The organism is Nostoc sp. NMS4, assembly GCF_017115095.1.
Taxonomy (GTDB): domain Bacteria; phylum Cyanobacteriota; class Cyanobacteriia; order Cyanobacteriales; family Nostocaceae; genus Nostoc.
In genome coordinates this window covers 1-16,802 of the sequence record NZ_JABXKI010000342.1, presented here as the reverse complement: position 1 = coordinate 16,802, position 16,802 = coordinate 1, and the positions used below count along the sequence as shown (strand labels likewise).

General features: G+C 40.4%; 14 protein-coding genes. 5 read left to right on the top strand and 9 right to left on the bottom strand.

From position 1 onward, the window contains the following. The first annotated feature begins 433 nt into the window (after positions 1–433). Positions 434–1,114 (top strand): tetratricopeptide repeat protein, encoded by a 681-nt coding sequence (locus HWQ37_RS30490; RefSeq protein WP_292754220.1) that lies wholly within the window; start codon positions 434–436, stop codon positions 1,112–1,114. Positions 1,115–1,116: 2 nt separating this feature from the next. On the opposite strand, the gene HWQ37_RS30485 is transcribed toward HWQ37_RS30490, so the two are convergent. After that, positions 1,117–2,019 (bottom strand): ABC transporter ATP-binding protein, encoded by a 903-nt coding sequence (locus tag HWQ37_RS30485; RefSeq protein ID WP_292754217.1) that lies wholly within the window; start codon positions 2,017–2,019, stop codon positions 1,117–1,119. Positions 2,020–2,256: 237 nt separating this feature from the next. On the opposite strand from HWQ37_RS30485, the gene HWQ37_RS30480 reads away from it, so the two are divergent. The 3 genes from HWQ37_RS30480 to HWQ37_RS30470 all read left to right on the top strand — a co-directional run bounded on the left by HWQ37_RS30480 (position 2,257) and on the right by HWQ37_RS30470 (position 5,991). Then, positions 2,257–3,858, top strand: a complete 1,602-nt coding sequence (locus tag HWQ37_RS30480) for an alkaline phosphatase D family protein (protein ID WP_292754215.1) — start codon at positions 2,257–2,259, stop codon at positions 3,856–3,858. Positions 3,859–4,048: 190 nt separating this feature from the next. Further along, positions 4,049–5,458: an AAA family ATPase gene (locus HWQ37_RS30475; RefSeq protein ID WP_292754212.1), complete on the top strand. Its 1,410-nt coding sequence runs from the start codon at positions 4,049–4,051 to the stop codon at positions 5,456–5,458. Positions 5,459–5,466: 8 nt separating this feature from the next. Continuing rightward, positions 5,467–5,991 carry a hypothetical protein gene (locus tag HWQ37_RS30470; protein WP_292754209.1) on the top strand — a complete coding sequence of 175 codons (525 nt, stop codon included), beginning with the start codon at positions 5,467–5,469 and terminating at the stop codon, positions 5,989–5,991. Between the two features lie 44 nt (positions 5,992–6,035). On the opposite strand, the gene HWQ37_RS30465 is transcribed toward HWQ37_RS30470, so the two are convergent. Next, a complete protein-coding gene (locus HWQ37_RS30465; RefSeq protein WP_292754206.1) occupies positions 6,036–7,403 on the bottom strand; it encodes a sensor histidine kinase in 1,368 nt (455 codons plus the stop codon). A gap of 408 nt (positions 7,404–7,811) precedes the next feature. Between HWQ37_RS30465 and mutS the strand changes: the two genes are divergently transcribed. Then, on the top strand, positions 7,812–10,445 hold the full coding sequence (gene mutS, locus HWQ37_RS30460) for a DNA mismatch repair protein MutS (RefSeq protein WP_292754202.1): 2,634 nt from the start codon (positions 7,812–7,814) through the stop codon (positions 10,443–10,445). Between the two features lie 72 nt (positions 10,446–10,517). On the opposite strand, the gene HWQ37_RS30455 is transcribed toward mutS, so the two are convergent. The 7 genes from HWQ37_RS30455 to HWQ37_RS30425 all read right to left on the bottom strand — a co-directional run. Then, entirely contained in the window at positions 10,518–11,087 is a 570-nt protein-coding gene (locus tag HWQ37_RS30455) for a peptidylprolyl isomerase (RefSeq protein WP_292754199.1), read from the bottom strand. Between the two features lie 242 nt (positions 11,088–11,329). Next, complete coding sequence (locus tag HWQ37_RS30450; RefSeq protein WP_292754196.1) at positions 11,330–13,312, bottom strand: primary-amine oxidase; 1,983 nt, start codon at positions 13,310–13,312, stop codon at positions 11,330–11,332. A 401-nt stretch (positions 13,313–13,713) separates the two neighbouring features. Beyond that, positions 13,714–14,238, bottom strand: a complete 525-nt coding sequence (locus HWQ37_RS30445) for a tetratricopeptide repeat protein (RefSeq protein ID WP_292754193.1) — start codon at positions 14,236–14,238, stop codon at positions 13,714–13,716. Between the two features lie 83 nt (positions 14,239–14,321). Further along, positions 14,322–15,137, bottom strand: a complete 816-nt coding sequence (locus HWQ37_RS30440) for a transporter substrate-binding domain-containing protein (RefSeq protein WP_292754190.1) — start codon at positions 15,135–15,137, stop codon at positions 14,322–14,324. A gap of 12 nt (positions 15,138–15,149) precedes the next feature. Next, on the bottom strand, positions 15,150–15,506 hold the full coding sequence (gene rplT / locus HWQ37_RS30435) for a 50S ribosomal protein L20 (RefSeq protein WP_104908268.1): 357 nt from the start codon (positions 15,504–15,506) through the stop codon (positions 15,150–15,152). Positions 15,507–15,525: 19 nt separating this feature from the next. Continuing rightward, the gene (gene rpmI, locus HWQ37_RS30430; protein WP_094350284.1) at positions 15,526–15,723 is read right to left on the bottom strand and encodes a 50S ribosomal protein L35; all 198 of its coding nucleotides are present in this window, start codon (positions 15,721–15,723) and stop codon (positions 15,526–15,528) included. Positions 15,724–16,019: 296 nt separating this feature from the next. Further along, a partial coding sequence (locus HWQ37_RS30425; RefSeq protein WP_465249729.1) for a hypothetical protein occupies positions 16,020–16,802 on the bottom strand: 783 nt, incomplete at its 5' end.

Genomic DNA, 16,802 nt, shown 5'->3' with positions numbered 1-16,802 from the left:
CAAAAACGCCGATTATTCATCCGCTTTTTCGGTCAAAATTCATTCTGAATTCTGAATTCTGACTCCTGAATTCTGTTTGATTATTAAATGAAATAAAAACAGGAATAAATGCCAAAGCCTGTAAGCTTGGCGCATCAGCATCTAGAATCAAGTAAGATACCTGTTAGGTTCTTCTGGGTAACACGTATAACTACTGATTAAAAAAAGGTGTGATTTTGCTATGTAGTGGTTTATATGTAAGAAACTTCACTTACTCATCGATCGCTTACACTTCATGCTTCAGTAAAAACTCTGTTATGCAGTGCTAAATGTAAAGGAAATGAGAATGAACTATTAACATCTTAATTAATACGAAGAAATACAGTTTTCAAAAGTCCATATTTTTGTTTTAATGTACAAGAAAAAAGTCCTCTAAAATTTCAGGAAATTTACTGTGTACAAGCCAACATCATTCGTGTTTAGTGTGGTGTTACTAGGATGTTTTACTTTCACCATACCTTCAGTAGCTCAGGCTCAGGTATTAGTGGCGCAAGCCAAAAACCCAGAGTTAAAGCAATTACTGGAGGAAGGACGGAGATTAGTGAATGCTGGCGATTATGGTGGTGCGATCGCAGTTTATCAGCAAGCAGCTAGTATAGATCCGAAGAATGCTAAAATCCATTCAGGTATTGGGTATTTATACGCTCAACAGGGAAATTACCAAGCAGCATTAACATCTTATCGTCGAGCGATCGCTATTAGCCCTAACAATAGTGATTTTTACTACGCTGTGGGTTACATCAAAGCCAATTTGGGCGACACACGTGGAGCAAAGGAAGGTTATCGTCGTGCCATACAGCTAAACCGTAACAATGTCAACGCCTATTTAGGATTGGCTGTGACGCAATCGCGTATGGGAGACTACAATGCTGCTACCTGGGCATACCAACAAGCCATCGACTTGGATAAAAACAACGCCCAAACTTATGAGTTGATGGGTTCGATGTATAAACAGCGACGACAAGCCAAACAAGCAAACAGCTTGCTTCAGAAAGCCCGTGACTTGTACAAACGACGCAATGACTCAGATGGCGTAGAAAGGGTAGAAGCCATGCTGCGGCAGTTAGGAGGATGAGGTTAATCTAACTTGCGTCCCGTTAATTCCACAAAAATATCTTCCAGATTAGAGGGACGCACCATCATTCCAGTTTTATCAGGCTGTTCATTCAAGTAGATATTTGCTGCTGACAAAGATGGGAAAAACAGATATTCCCAACTACGAGCGCCATCACTTCCCACATTAGACACACCTAATTGTTTCATCACCAAACCTTCACCGTGAGCAGAACGCAGCTGTTGTAAAGTTCCCAAAGAAATTAGCTTACCGCCATCCATAATACCGATGCGTCCTGGCTTGCTAGAACCAAAGGCATCGCACAAAAATTCGACCTCATCCATATAATGGGTCGTTAGTAGCATCGTCATCCCTTGTTTATTCAAATCCCGAATAATTTCCCAGATGCGTCGCCTAGTTTGGGGGTCTAGTCCTACAGTTGGCTCATCTAAAAACAAAATTTGCGGTTGATGTAATAAAGCTCTCGCAATTTGCAACCGTCGTTTCATACCCCCAGACAGGGTTTTTACCAAATCATCACGTTTTTCTGCTAGCTCAACATACTCTAGCCATTGATTAATCAGTTTTTGTCGCTGCGGGTTGCTAATGTGATGTAGCCTCCCGTGCAGTTCCATATTTTCCCAGACGGTTAAATCATTATCCACACTGACTTGTTGCAAGACTACACCAATACTCCGTTTTGCCAACGTTGCTTGGCTCATCACATCATATCCACCTACTTCTATCCGTCCTTGAGATGGTTTCGTGAGGGTAGTAAGCATCCGAATTGTGGTTGATTTACCCGCACCGTTCGGGCCAAGTAGAGCAAACATCTCCCCCGCTTCAATTTGGAATGACAGGTCATTGACTACAGGTACATTGTTGTAAAACTTGTAGACATTTTCTAGAAAGACAGCAGCAGTCACGTCGCTTCGCTCCGAATTCAAAATTCAAAATTCAAAATTCAAAATTAACAAACTAATAAATTTTGGTCATGGATAAATTTGCTCACACCAGTTCATAATCAACACTACCATTCTGATTACATCAAACTAAATATATTTTATTAACCATGAGATAACTTAATCTTTACTTGTTGAGATAACAACGTGTGGTAAACACTTATCCTGTAATCCTTTAGTTTAAGGTTGCTATTATTTAATATGGAATCTGATTACCAATTGAAGCTAAATCGACGAGAATTTTTGCTACGTTCAGCTATCACGGCTGGTGGAGTTATTTCCACCAATTTTGTCGGCAAATCAGCAGTTTTTGGCGAAGCACCTGCAATTATCACTTCTGATAAAATGCGTCCTGGCATACCTTATGGTGTAGCTAGCGGAGATATATCTAACGATGGCATCGTGATTTGGAGTCGGAGCGATCGCCCCGCAAAAATGATCGTAGAATATTCTCACACTGAATCTTTCCGCAATCTACAGCGAGTTGTGGGTCCCAATGCTTTAAAGAATAGCGACTTTACAGCACGACTTTATCTAAAGAATCTACCACCAGACCAAAAATTATTTTATCGGGTGATTTTCCAAGATTTAGATTATCAAGGTACTTACAGCGCTCCTTTTTATGGCAGTTTCCGAACTCCCCCCAAGTCTGGACGAGATGTATTCTTTGTTTGGGGTGGCGACACCGCCGGTCAAGGATGGGGGATTAATCCTGATTTTGGCGGGATGAAAATTTACGAAACTATGCGCCAACTTCATCCTGACTTTTTCATTCATTCTGGCGATAATATTTATGCTGATGGCCCGATTCAATCAGAAGTGACTTTAGACGACGGCACAATCTGGAAAAACATCACCACACCAGAAAAATCCAAAGTAGCAGAAACTATCACAGAATTTCGTGGCAACTATATATATAATTTGCTAGATAAAAATATCAAGCGTTTCAATGCTGAAGTTCCCATATTGGCACAGTGGGATGACCACGAAACAAGAAACAATTGGTATCCTGGACAAATTATTCTCAACGATGACCGTTATACAGTTAAGGATGTTAACTTGCTAGCCCAAAGAGCAAGACAAGCGTTTTTAGAATATCTGCCTATTGGATGTGCAAACAATAATCCAGATAAAGCGAAAATTTATCGCTCTTTTAACTATGGCCCATTATTAGACATTTTCATGCTGGATGAGCGCACCTATCGGGGGCCAAATTCTCCCAATAATCAGCCAGTACCAAGTAAAGAAACAGATTTTTTGAGCAGAAGACAAGTGCAATGGTTGAAAAAGCAATTGTTGTCATCAAAAGCAACCTGGAAAGTAATTGCTAGTGATATGCCTTTGGGGTTAATAGTTAAAGACGGTAGCACAGATTTTGAAGCTTGGGCAAATGGAGATAGCCCAGCTTTAGGAAGAGAACTAGAACTTGCCGATTTATTACGATTTATCAAAAACAAAAATATTCAGAATGTTGTTTGGTTAACTGCTGATGTACATTATGCAGCAGCCCATTATTACGACCCCGCAAAAGCGCAGTTTACCGACTTTAAGCCTTTTTGGGAGTTCGTCGCAGGTCCCCTTAACTCTGGCACATTTGGGCCAAACCAATTGGAAAATACTTTTGGACCACAATTGATATTTCAAAGCCTTCCTCCAGGTACAAAAGCAAATCGACCGCCAAGTGAAGGTTTGCAATTCTTTGGAGGAGTGAAAATTGATGGAAATACAAAGGTGATGACGGTAACATTGCGTAACTTGGCTGGGAAGACTGTTTACAGTGTAGATTTACCGCCAGAAAAATAAATCGTGAAAATCACAGTGAGATGTAGCCAGTTAGATAGAGTAATTACGCAATTTTTTACTTTGTCTGCTGGCTTTGCTGTTTTTTGGGTGGGATGTTGAAGGATAAAAAAATTGTGCGATGCCTGTGGCGAGCTTTACCAACGCTACTGATAGGAGCTAAATTTAAGTAAATAGAGTTTTGGAGTTGATCATGCTTAAGCAACTCATTTTAGAAAACTGGAAAAGTTTTCGTTATGCGGAGCTTCCACTTGACCCGTTGACTGTTCTTATTGGAACAAATGCAAGTGGTAAGTCTAATGTTGTTGAAGCTTTAGAATTTTTACAAAGAATTGCTATAGGCGAGAATATTGAAGCAGCTTTAGCAGGAGATAAAACACTTCCATCTCTTCGCGGTGGTATAGAGTGGGCTGCACTCAAACCTGAAACTCAGTTTACATTAAAAGCCTTAATCCAGGGAAAAAATGAAAATATTGATTACCTTTATAGCATTACAGTACAAACCAAACCTATCACTCATATTTTGATGGAAGATATAATAGAGCCTCAAAATGAAATTAATGAAAATAACAATAAAGAGGATTTTGATAAAAAATATATTTCCAATAAATCTTTACTACCAAATATTAAAAAACAATTAATTCCTTACTATGAAGTAAAAGATAAAATTAATCAGACACAAAGTTATATTAATTCAGAATTTACAAAAATTATTGATAGTTCCTCGTTATTAAAAAAATTAAATGATAGTGACATAGAAAATTTAAAAAAACTTACTAATGGAGAATCATTAATTGCATCTGTAAACGAAAACATTCAACTACTAGAAGATGTAAAATCAAAACTTATAGAGCATTTTAATAATAGAGATAAACAAATTGACTCATTGGTTCATCCATTACTGAAAGAATATGACTTGGTTGTTGATAGTCTTGAAAATATTTTTGTTATAAATCCAATTCCTTCTAAAATGCGGGATTATTCATCAATCTCTGATGTCTTGGAAAGTGACGCATCAAATATAGCTGGTGTACTCACTGCATTACCTGATGAGCGTAAAGTAGAAGTAGAAGCAACGCTATCTGCCTATGTCAAGAATTTACCAGAAGGCGATATCAAAAAAGTATTTGCAGAAGCAGTTGCTCCCCTTAAAACTGATGCGATGCTTTATTGTGAAGAAGAGTGGAAACCTGGAGAGACGACAATAATAAATGCTAAAACTATGTCTGATGGAACTTTACGCTTTATAGCAATTATTACAGCATTACTTACCCGACCAGAAGGAAGTCAACTAGTAATTGAAGAAATAGATAATGGGCTTCATCCCTCGCGTGCAGAATTACTTGTAAAAATATTGCGAGAAATTGGCAGTAAAAGAAAAATTGATATTTTACTAACTACCCATAACCCAGCTTTACTGGATGCTTTAGGCCCAGAGATAGTTCCTTTTGTGGTTGTCGCACACCGCGATAAAGAAACTGGAGAAAGCAAACTTACACTTTTAGAAGATATTGAAAATCTTCCTCTTTTGTTAGCATCGGGTACTTTAGGTAAACTAGCAACAAAAGGCGCAATTGAAAAGAGCCTTTCTGATAATAAGTAAAGTTAAATATGAGAAAGGTTTTGATTATTGACACATCCATACTTTGCGTTTACTTAGGTGTACCTGGTAAAGAGACTTGTGGTTCTGATAATGATAAATGGAATAAAAAAAGAGTTGAAGCCCGTTTTCAGGAAGAAGAAAAACAAGGTGCGAAGTTTATACTACCAATAGCAACAATTATAGAAACTGGTAATCACATTGCACAAGCTAACTCTAAGCGATATGAAATTGCTCAAGCTTTCGGTAATATTTTAGTGAAAGTAGCAGATGGAGTTATACCTTGGGGAGTTTTTGAAACTCAAGTAGGTGAACTTTGGAACTCAGAGCAATTGAAACAACTGGCTACTGAATGGCCTACTCTAGCATCTAGAAAGATTTCTATCGGAGATGCGACAATTAAGACTGTGGCTGAATATTACGCCAAAACCAGTAGCACCTTTCAAGTAGAAATTTTTACCGGTGATGGGGGATTAAAGGCTTATGAGCCAGCTAAACCAGCACCTACACGTCGTAGCGATCGCAAAAAAGCCTAGAGCGATTACTATTTACCCAAAATAGAGATTTTTTAACTAACTTTTCATGAATTAAGTTGGACAGGAATTGTAATAATAAACTCGGTTCCTTCTTTTTCGGTAGATATACATTGCAGTTGACCACAATGTTTTTCCACAACAATTTGATAGCTAATAGATAGCCCTAATCCAGTGCCTTTACCAACTGGTTTAGTGGTGAAGAAGGGGTCAAATAATCGCTTTTGTATATCCTTGGGAATTCCTATACCATTATCGGCAATACGAATAACTACTTGCTGATTATCGGTGACTTCAGTACGAATAGTAATTAAAGGTGATTTTAGATTTGAATCAGCTGATTCAAATCTCTCGAAGATAGCATCAATTGCATTTGTGATAATATTCATAAATACTTGATTTATTAACCCAGCGTAGCATTCTACTTGTGGTAAATTTCCATATTCTTTATGAATAGTAATTGTTTCACCTGTTTGGTGATTTATCAGACGGCTTTGTAATATTGTTAGAGTGCTATCAATACCTTCATGAATATCAACTATTTTTTTATCAGATTCATCAAGACGAGAGAAATTGCGCAAAGAAAGAACTATCTCTTGGATACGCTCAGTACCAAATTTCATAGAATTAAGAAGGTCGAGGAAATCACTAGTTAAAAATTCTAGTTCAATATCAGCGATCGCAGTTTGAATTTCTGCCACTGGTGCGGGATAATGGTGCTGATATAGATTAACTAATTTTAATAAATCTTGAGTGTAGTTAAGCGCATAAACAAGGTTGCCAGCAATAAAGTTTACAGGGTTATTGATTTCGTGTGCAATACCAGCAACTAGTTGTCCTAAAGCTGCCATTTTTTCATTCTGAATTAATCGAGTATAGTTATTCTTAAGGGTACGAAAACCTACTTTAGTGATTCTAGATTGTTCTTCAACTTGCTCTAATTGAGCTAATGTTAAAATATGAATTTGCGAATAAGCTAAAAGTAAATGATGGAAATCGAGTAGCTTATAGTTACCTAACTGAGTTTCTATTAAAATCGGCTCGTAAACAAATTTAGGTTCTCGCTCCAAAGCTAGCTTATTTGCTTCTACAATCAGCGTATCCTCAGAAATTACACGTACCTCTGGTTGAAGAAAGTTAATCAGATTTATCGCAGGCCGTTTAGAAAATAGTGGGAAACTATAGGGACGGCTCATGTGTTCAAAAAATCTTTGTCGAGAAATCATCCCCAGATAGTCATGATTCTTCACTAGGATAATTCCTGGTAGTAAAGGCTCTTGCTTAAAGAGTGTATTCAAATCATTTACTGGACTATCTGCTTCTACGTAAACAGACCAAAGTGGTAATTCTTGCAAAGTAGATTCTAATCGCAAGTTCAGATTATTAGCATTTATCATGCTATGTATAGCCAACATACTTTCAACCTCAACCTTGAAGTAACATTTCTAGTAACACCCCGAACAAGTATTGCGATAATTACAAAGTTAATCAAACTTATATTTCCCTAATTACTGCTTAAAATCACAGTTCTGCTATAAAAGTCATGGTGTTAGAGCATCCAATGCTTTTCTAAACTGAACAAGTGATACCAATTCAAAATTAGGCAAAAATTGAATTGCAAAAAAGCTTAATTTATTAATTCGTAGAGTGTGTATAAATCTTAGTCCTAGCAATGTTAAGCAAATACCTCAGCACTATTGTTCAGATAAAGGTAAAATATCCTTGAGCATAGGCGTAGTACGCCCCCAGGCATCGCCATTGATCTCTAACATCAAGCTATCATCGGATATTGTGAAATTTCCGTGCGTAACTCAGTAGCATCTATGACCGCTTCTCACTCTGAAACTCCATCTAAACCCGACGCGAGTACTTTTATTTCTGACCATCGACAGGTTGACCGCAGTAAGCTAAGTCAAATGTACCTGCACTATGTCGAGACGAAGGATAAATATCCTCACGCCATATTGCTGTATCGGGTAGGAGATTTCTTTGAATGCTATTTTCAAGATGCTGTCAAACTAGCACAAGAATTAGAATTAGTCCTTACTAGTAAGCAAGCTGGGGAACAGGGACGAGTGGCGATGTCTGGTGTACCCCATCACGCTTGGGAACGCTACGCGACGATGCTGGTAGAAAAAGGCTACGCAGTGGTAATTTGCGACCAAGTGGAAGATGCTTCGGAAGCGGCTGGGAGATTAGTGCGACGGGAGGTAACGCGCATTCTTACCCCCGGTACTTTGCTAGAAGAAGGAATGCTAAAATCCAGTCGCAATAATTACTTAGCAGCAGTAGTAATTGCCGCAAATCATTGGGGTTTAGCTTATGCAGACATCTCCACAGGTGAATTTCTTACCACTCAAGGTAGCGAACTAGAACATTTGACACAAGAATTAATGCGCTTGCAGCCTTCAGAGGTGTTATTTCCGACAAATGCGCCTGACTTGGGTAGTTTACTACGTCCGGGAGAAACTTCGCCACATCTACCGGAGTGTTTACCACCATCATTTTGCTATAGTTTGCGATCGCAAGTACCATTTTCTCAAGGAGAAGCCAGACCTAGATTATTGCAGAAATTTAAGGTGCGATCGCTCGAAGGACTCGGTTGCGATCATCTTCCCCTGGCTGTCCGTGCAGCCGGTGGTCTTCTGGAATACTTGGAAGATACTCAAAAAGAAAACCCAGTTACTCTCCAAAGACTCCGCAGCTACACTGTCACCGACTATCTAATTGTTGACAATCAAACCCGCCGTAACCTAGAAATTACTCAAACCGTCCGGGATGGAACTTTTCACGGTTCCCTACTTTGGGCGTTAGATAAAACTAGTACATCAATGGGTGGGCGGGCTTTGCGGCGGTGGTTGTTGCAACCATTACTCGATATTAAAGGCATTCGGGCCCGTCTTGATACCATCCAAGAATTGATGGAAAATACGCCCTTGCGTCAAGATTTGCGGCAGTTGTTAAGGCAAATTTATGATTTAGAACGCCTCACCGGAAGGGCGGGTTCTGGTACAGCGAACGCTAGAGATTTAGTCGCTTTGGCAGATTCTCTTTCACGCTTACCGGAATTATCCAACTTAGTAGTTGAGACGCATTCTCCATTCCTGAAAGCTTTGCAGAAAGTCCCAAGTGTGTTGGAAGAATTGGCACAGAAGTTACACGTACATCTTGTCGAGTCACCACCTATACTAATCAAGGAAGGCGGATTGATTCGCCCTAGTGTCAATGCCTTGTTGGATGAGAGAAAGGCGACTGTAGAAGCAGACCAACAATGGATTGCCAACTTGGAAGTTGATGAGAGGGCTAAGACAGGAATTTCGACACTGAAGGTAGGATTTAACAAAACTTTTGGTTATTATATCAGTATTTCCCGCAGCAAAGCTGACCAAGTACCCGCTAATTATATCCGCAAGCAAACCCTGACGAATGAGGAACGTTACATCACCCCAGATTTGAAGGAACGAGAAGCCCGGATTTTGACGGCGCGGGATGATTTAAATCAGTTGGAATATGAGATTTTTACGGCGTTGCGAGAAGAGGTAGCGCAAGAAGCGGAAGTAATTCGCAATTTGTCTCGGGCAGTGGCGGCGGCGGATGTGTTGTGTGGTTTGGCTGAGTTGGCGGTGCATCAAGGTTACTGTCGTCCCGAAATGTTGCCAGGAAGGGAGATTAACATTGTTGATGGTCGTCATCCGGTGGTGGAACAGTCTTTACCTGCGGGGTTCTTTGTGCCGAATTCGACGCAATTGGGAAGAGAGTCATTAGTCATTAGTCATGTGTCATTAGCAGATGACCAAGGACAAATGACAAATGACCAAGGACAAATGACAAATGACAGTCCTGACTTAATTATCCTCACTGGGCCAAATGCCAGTGGCAAAAGTTGTTATTTGCGTCAGGTGGGATTGATTCAGTTAATGGCACAAATTGGTAGTTTTGTACCAGCTAAGTTTGCTAGATTGGGAATATGCGATCGCATTTTCACCCGTGTTGGTGCTGTAGATGATTTAGCAACTGGTCAATCTACTTTCATGGTGGAAATGAATGAAACCGCAAATATTCTCAATCATGCCACATCTAGGTCGCTGGTATTATTAGATGAAATTGGTCGCGGAACAGCCACATTTGATGGTCTTTCTATAGCTTGGGCGGTGGCAGAATATATCGCAGTGGATATTCGGTCACGCACCATTTTTGCCACCCATTATCACGAGTTAAATGAACTGGCTAGCATTATTCCAAATGTGGCTAATTATCAAGTGACAGTGAAAGAATTACCCGACCAAATTATCTTTTTGCACCAAGTTCAACCAGGAGGTGCTGATAAGTCTTATGGAATTGAAGCGGGAAGATTGGCGGGTTTACCAGCCGTAGTTATTCAACGCGCTAAACAAGTTATGGGGCAAATTGAAAAACACAGTAAGATTGCGATGGGGCTGCAAAATCTTGATGGGTAAACAAGTTTGTAGTAAGGACTTTAGTCCTTATTTTCTAAGCACTAAAGTACTTACTACAAACCGAGGTGTTAATTATTGTCGAAAAATTTCTACTTTTTGTAACACTACTTCTTGATTCGGACGATCTCTAGTTGTAGGCACATTAGCGATCTTGTTGACTATATCTAGACCTTGGACAACTTCACCAAAAACACTGTGTTTGTTGTCAAGGTGAGGCGTTGGTGCTTCTGTAATGAACCATTGCGAACCATTAGTACCGCGTCCGGCATTAGCCATTGACAGGATACCTGCACCAGTGTGTCTCAATTCAGGATGAAACTCATCCTCAAATTGATATCCTGGTCCACCAGTACCCCATCGGCTGGCTGTATCTAGATAACGACTCAGAGGATCGCCACACTGAATCATAAAATCAGGGATGACTCGGTGAAAGCGAACCCCATCGTAAGCTGGAGCTCCTTTGCCAGATTCACCAGTTTTAGGGTCTTTCCAGTCGATTGTTCCGGTTGCTAGACCGACAAAATTTTTGACGGTGTTGGGGGTTCGATCTTCTTCCAAACGAACTACAATTTCACCCAAGGAAGTAATTAAACGAGCGTGCAGCTTGCCATTACCGGGAATATTAATTTCTGGAAAGTTCATTAGATATCCTACTTTTAACAAGTGCCAGTGTTTGAACTATATAAGTTTATCAGCATTCAAGTTACAGGTTCAGGACTTACGCATTGAAAACCTGAAACCTCGATCCCCCCTAACCCCCCTTAAAAAGGGGGGAATCTTAAAAGCCCCCTTTTTAAGGGAGTTGGGGGATCTCTTCTGCGTAAGTCATAAGGTTTACAGATTGCGAAAAAACTGAACGAAGTAAACTTTAGAAAACGAATATTTTACTCTGGCAAATTTATCGCTGGATTCCGGCTAAAGAATCCTCTAGGGACTAGCTTAAAGCCAACTCGGTGAACAGGCATCACAGGCCAATCTTCCGATCGCGGAATATGAGTTACGCCCATTGTGTACCATAGTACGATATCTTCACCCATCAAGGCTTCATCGTCTGAGATATATTTTGGTAAACCCTGTCCAGGTTGACTTTGGTTCGGATAATCACCGCCAGCATAGAGTTCTGTCGGTTTATATTTTGTTACCCAGAGGTGATGAGTCGCAAATTTTGCCCGTTCCCGAATTTTTGAACCTTCCACAGGGAAAAATATCGAGTTTCCACCAGGCATCAGCATATATCCTGGTGCAGCCCCTAGCGTATTTTTCTTGTCTGCACTAACAATCATCCATTCTCGACTGCTTTTCAGATCCAAATCGCGCACAGCCGCCGTTTCTTTGGCTAGTGAGGTTTCTGAAAGTGCGATCGCATTTCCTAAAGGATTTTTCTCATCCATCGGTAAAGCTTTCACATTCATTTCCATCACAGAATTCGCCTGACCATCGACATCGAAATCTAGGCGATAGTTGAAAAAGTGCTGATGATTTACTCCGAAGATATTTTGAGCAATTAACCGACCATAGGAATCATCATCAGATTGCTGTTGGACAGCCGTTCCCTGCGCCAGTACGATACCTGTTAACTCATTTTGGACTTCCAAAGTCCCATCTTGGTGAAAGATCCAATTAAGGCTGTAATCATAGTTGTCAACAGCCACCGTCATTGTCATCACTAATTCTCGACTGCGACGGACATCATTACGTTGAGTATTATACTCATAATGTTTCCAAAGCATTCCGCGATCGCGCTCGTAGATACCGATAACTCCTAATATTTTATAAGGTTCTCCCTGTTCATTAGCAAATACAGCATTTAGCAACAAACCATTTTCGGGAATTTCCTTACCTAATTCCATCGGATTTGCTAGTAAACCCAGGTTGTATTCTCCAACATCAAAGGCATTTCTAAATGACCAATTAGGCTGAGGATCGCCATAAGGTACTACCATTTCTGAAAGACTGGCGCGATATAAAACTGGTCGAATATTTTCGCCGTCCTTGTGCGTTACTTGGTACAGCATTAATCCATTCCGAGGATGCATTGAATAACGAAACTTCCAACCTTGCCAGCTAATTTCATTGTCTTTAATCTGGAAATTTACACCATTTGGTTGGAGAATCTTTAATGCTTTAAGTGGTGACAGTAATTTACCCAAGGATTTGATATCATAATTCCAGTTTTCTTTAGAAAAAGGTATGTTTCCTTTATCAACAAAACTGGCGATTTTACCCGCGTTCAAATTGACTGTTGCCAGGACTCCTTCAATGGGACTACCGTAATAGTTCCAAGCTTTGCCTTTATAATAAGATAAACCGCGACAAAGACGATTACCCGTTGCTTCTTCCTGTTGACTCAAAATTCCTGGTGCCCACCAACTAATTTTGACTTGTTCAAAATCAGTAATTCCTCGCCTTTGCATCGCTTTTTGCCATCGAGGATCGGCTTTGACTATCTGAGTTGCTAGTTCATATTCGGAATTAGCGATCGCAGGTTGCACAGACGGTATTTCTTTCCAAGAACTTAAGGTTTTGGTTCTTAGATCGACGATACCCTCAAAGGTTTTATTTAGCGATCGCTCAGAGATTACCAAAAAAACTTTTCGCTCAAAAGCTTTACCAGGTGTAAAGTTTATAACTTCTTCTTTATCTGGTTCTTGTAAAGCAATAAGTGGAAAAGCTGCTATTTCACTCAAAGTTTTTTCTCTTTGAATAATCGAAACAGCCGTGCTAATTTCTACCTCGGTTAGTGAAGTGAGAGGATGGGAAATCGAAGGCTGTTGAGCCGTCAATCTTCCCATTAATCCGATTGAGATAGAAATGATGGAAATGATCGCAATAGATAGCCACAAAAAACGCTTTAGCCGCTTAATCATCTTTTACATTTTTACAAAAGACTTATAGTTATCTATTTCCAAACCTAAGATTAAAAACCGATAAATTAAGAGGCTAAAGCGAAATTAATTATAATAAAATAACTGCTCTCCCAACCCTTCCCCGCTTCCGGGGCTACAGTGTACACACAAGTCGAATTACCCCCCTTAATCCCCCCTTGCAAAGGGGGGAAACAAGAAATCTAGTTCCCTCCCCTTTATAAGGCTACGGTGTATACAGAAGTCAAATTACCCCCCTTGCAAAGGGGGAAACCGGAAAATCTAATTCCCTCCCCTTTGCAAGGGGAGGGTTAGGGTGGGGTAAAACCTTGGTTACTCAGCTATTTCAGACTTGTGTATACACGGTAGGCTTGCGGGGTAGAGTTCCGGGTATTATGCTTATCTTACGCCGAAACCAAACGGCGTAAAGATTCAGCACGGCGTTTAGCAATAGAGTTATTTGGAGCTAATTTGAGTGCTTCTTCGTAACTTTGTAAGGCCTGAGTCGTTAATTTTTTCTTCTCGTAGGCATGGCCGAGATTATTCAATCCTGTTACGTAGTCTGGTTTAGATTTGAGCGCTTCTTTGTACTGACGAATTGCTAAGTCATATTGCTCTTGGGTAAAATAAATATAGCCCAGTCCGTTGTAAATGGGGGCGATATCTTCTTCTCCCTCTTCTTCGGCAGCTTTAATAGCTTTTTGAAATAGCGCGATCGCTTGAGAGTACATTTTTTTTTCGGAATAAATACTGCCTAACTCATAATATTCTTGAGTCGTACCCTTTTCTTTCTCTAACTTCTTTCGCAATCTGGCAAAAGAGCCTTCAACCTTACGAGTTTTGAAAATCTGGCGAAACACACTCACGGCTGCAATTGTGAGTATAACCACCAAAATTGAGAGGTAAACTACGGCTAGATTGTTATCCATTACTGCAAATACAAATATTATAAAGTTTGTTATTTGTCATTTGTCATTTGTCATTTGTTATTCACTAATGACCAATGACCAATTTACGGTAAACCCCAATATTGAGAGCGTTGCTGGAGCCAACCTTTTTCTAAATAACGAGCGATCGCTTGATTCACATTTCGTCTTAACTCATCGTACTGCAATCCCTTGGGCATTACTACAGATAAGGGTTCAGTTGATAATTTTGTTGGTAGTAGCCGATATTGAGGATATTGTTGTACCCAACCACTTAGAACACTAGCATCTGCGGCAAAGGCAACGGCGGCATTATTTTCTATTCTCTCTCGCGCTTCTTTATAAGAATTTACTCCTACTAACTCGGCGTTTGGCAGATAGTACCGCACTTTAGCAACGGTACTGGAGTTGTTGAGTACGGCAATTTTTTGTTTTGACAAATCACTCAACTGTTGTACAGAGGGATCTTTTGTAACTAAGACAGTGCCATCCAAATAGTAGGGAACACTGAAACTAACTATGCGGGCGCGTGACTCGGTTGCTGTGACTCTAGCGATCGCAAAATCAACTTTCTTGTCTAAGACTACAGACAGGCGATCGCTATTCGCTACAGGTTGAAATTTTACAGCTTCGGCTTTCCCAACCAAGTCAACTGCCAAATGCTTGGCCAAGTCAATTTCAAAGCCTTGCAAATTCCCGTTAGCATCTTTAAATCCCAAGGGACGCAAGTTATCTTTAACGGCAACATTTAAATAGCCGCGCTGCTGAATTTCTGACATTTCGGCAGCAGATGCAGTTAATCCCGTCACCACTAGAGAAAAGCAAAAAATCCAAAAGATAGTGGCGGATAATACCAGATGTAACCGAGTAATTACTTGCCATCTGTTACATCTGTTATACATCCTCTACCACCTTTATCCTTTAGCTTGAATTGCCAATTCCGCAACTTTGCCGAAACTAGCTGGATCGAGGACTGCCAATTGCGCCAACATCTTGCGATTTAGTTGGATATCAGCTTTTTTCAAGTTACCGATCAACTGGCTGTAACTCAAGCCGTGTTGCCGAGAAGCAGCGTTGATGCGGGCGATCCAAAGGCGACGGAAATCGCGCTTTTTCTTTTTGCGATCGCGGTAGGCACTCCGTAGCGCCTTCATCACTTGTTGGTTGGCGGTTCTAAACAGAGTTGAATGGGAACCGCGAAAACCTTTAGCTAGTTTGAGAATTTTATTGCGGCGTTTGCGAGCTACATTACCGCGTTTTACCCGAGTCATAACTTATTTCCTAAAATACTTACAAATATGGGAGCATCAAGCGGACGTTCAGTTCGTCGCGTTCGTGTACAAGCGCACTTTTACGCATACCACGTTTTTTGTCAGAAGATTTGTGTTCTAAAAGGTGGCTTTTGAACGCTTTCCGACGGACGATTTTGCCGCTACCGGTGGCACGGAATCGTTTTGCCGCAGCTTTACGAGTCTTTAGTTTAGGCATGGTCTAGCTTTGATTCGACACGATCCATTATTATATACTATTAAAATTGCTATAACTGCAATTAAATAAAGGATTTAGTCAATTGCGATCGCTATTCAGGAGTCAGGAGTCAGAATATGGTGGATACTTTAGCGTAAGTTCATAAATCCCCACCAAATCCTAGATTTAGTGGTGCAACAATCCACTGGCGGATCTGTAGCAAGATCCCGTAGGGTATCCCCGACTGATAGCGCGGGGGTAGCGATTCCGCAAACTTCTTAATTCTGAATCCTGAATCCTGAATTCTGAATTCTTCTTCAATAACTTTTTTGAGTGGCGTTAGCTTTGGGATCTAAAATTATTTGCGAAGTGGATTTATTCACATGATAAATCCAAGATAGCTCTTTAACCTTGACAATTACTTCCCAACCTTCCACGGGGTCGTACTGCTGGGTGCAGACTTCGCCAAAGTTGAATTGGCAGAGATTTCCAAAGGTTTTTAGTGTAGTTTGAGTAATTTTTAAATCAGCGATTTCCAACCCAGAACGGCTTGAGGCATCAGTCAAAATTGCATCTGCGATCGCCTTGGGCAATGTTTGTAAAGTAATCACTTTCGGATCTAAAATGATTTGCTTTCCAGATTTATCTACATGGTAAGTCCAGGAATCTTGGCGGACTCTGACAACTACTTCCCAGCCTTCAACGGGGTTGTATTCCCTAGTACAAACTTCTCCAAAATTGAACTCACAGGGATTACCAAAGGTTTTTGATGTGACTTGGGTAATCTGTAATTCCCGTCTAGGTACACCGGAATTCTTGGACGCATCTCGTAAAATCTTATTAGCGATCGCCCTCGGCAACTCGTTTACTTGCGATTGGGATAATTGAGTGCGGTCTGGGTAAGGAATAGCCCCAGCAGCATTGTTTTCAATGAATCCGACAGCACAAGATAGCAAGCTTGTCAACACCAGCGTCAAGAAAATTCCTTTGGGTGACTTGAAGGTACTTTGAATTAGGGCAGATGCTTGGATGATTGATTTTTTCATATATTTTATGTATTGATTGTTAAAAATTGAACGGATAATATCGCAATTCCAATC

What these genes read in the sequence shown, in the direction of transcription:
- HWQ37_RS30480 (WP_292754215.1), top strand. Translation starts at nt 2,257, where the DNA reads ATGGAATCTGATTACCAATTGAAGCTAAATCGACGAGAATTTTTGCTA.
- HWQ37_RS30470 (WP_292754209.1), top strand. Translation starts at nt 5,467, where the DNA reads ATGAGAAAGGTTTTGATTATTGACACATCCATACTTTGCGTTTACTTA.
- HWQ37_RS30440 (WP_292754190.1), bottom strand. Translation starts at nt 15,137, where the DNA reads ATGTATAACAGATGTAACAGATGGCAAGTAATTACTCGGTTACATCTG.
- HWQ37_RS30450 (WP_292754196.1), bottom strand. Translation starts at nt 13,312, where the DNA reads ATGATTAAGCGGCTAAAGCGTTTTTTGTGGCTATCTATTGCGATCATT.
- rpmI (WP_094350284.1), bottom strand. Translation starts at nt 15,723, where the DNA reads ATGCCTAAACTAAAGACTCGTAAAGCTGCGGCAAAACGATTCCGTGCC.
- HWQ37_RS30475 (WP_292754212.1), top strand. Translation starts at nt 4,049, where the DNA reads ATGCTTAAGCAACTCATTTTAGAAAACTGGAAAAGTTTTCGTTATGCG.
- HWQ37_RS30465 (WP_292754206.1), bottom strand. Translation starts at nt 7,403, where the DNA reads ATGTTGGCTATACATAGCATGATAAATGCTAATAATCTGAACTTGCGA.
- rplT (WP_104908268.1), bottom strand. Translation starts at nt 15,506, where the DNA reads ATGACTCGGGTAAAACGCGGTAATGTAGCTCGCAAACGCCGCAATAAA.
- HWQ37_RS30445 (WP_292754193.1), bottom strand. Translation starts at nt 14,238, where the DNA reads ATGGATAACAATCTAGCCGTAGTTTACCTCTCAATTTTGGTGGTTATA.
- mutS (WP_292754202.1), top strand. Translation starts at nt 7,812, where the DNA reads ATGACCGCTTCTCACTCTGAAACTCCATCTAAACCCGACGCGAGTACT.
- HWQ37_RS30455 (WP_292754199.1), bottom strand. Translation starts at nt 11,087, where the DNA reads ATGAACTTTCCAGAAATTAATATTCCCGGTAATGGCAAGCTGCACGCT.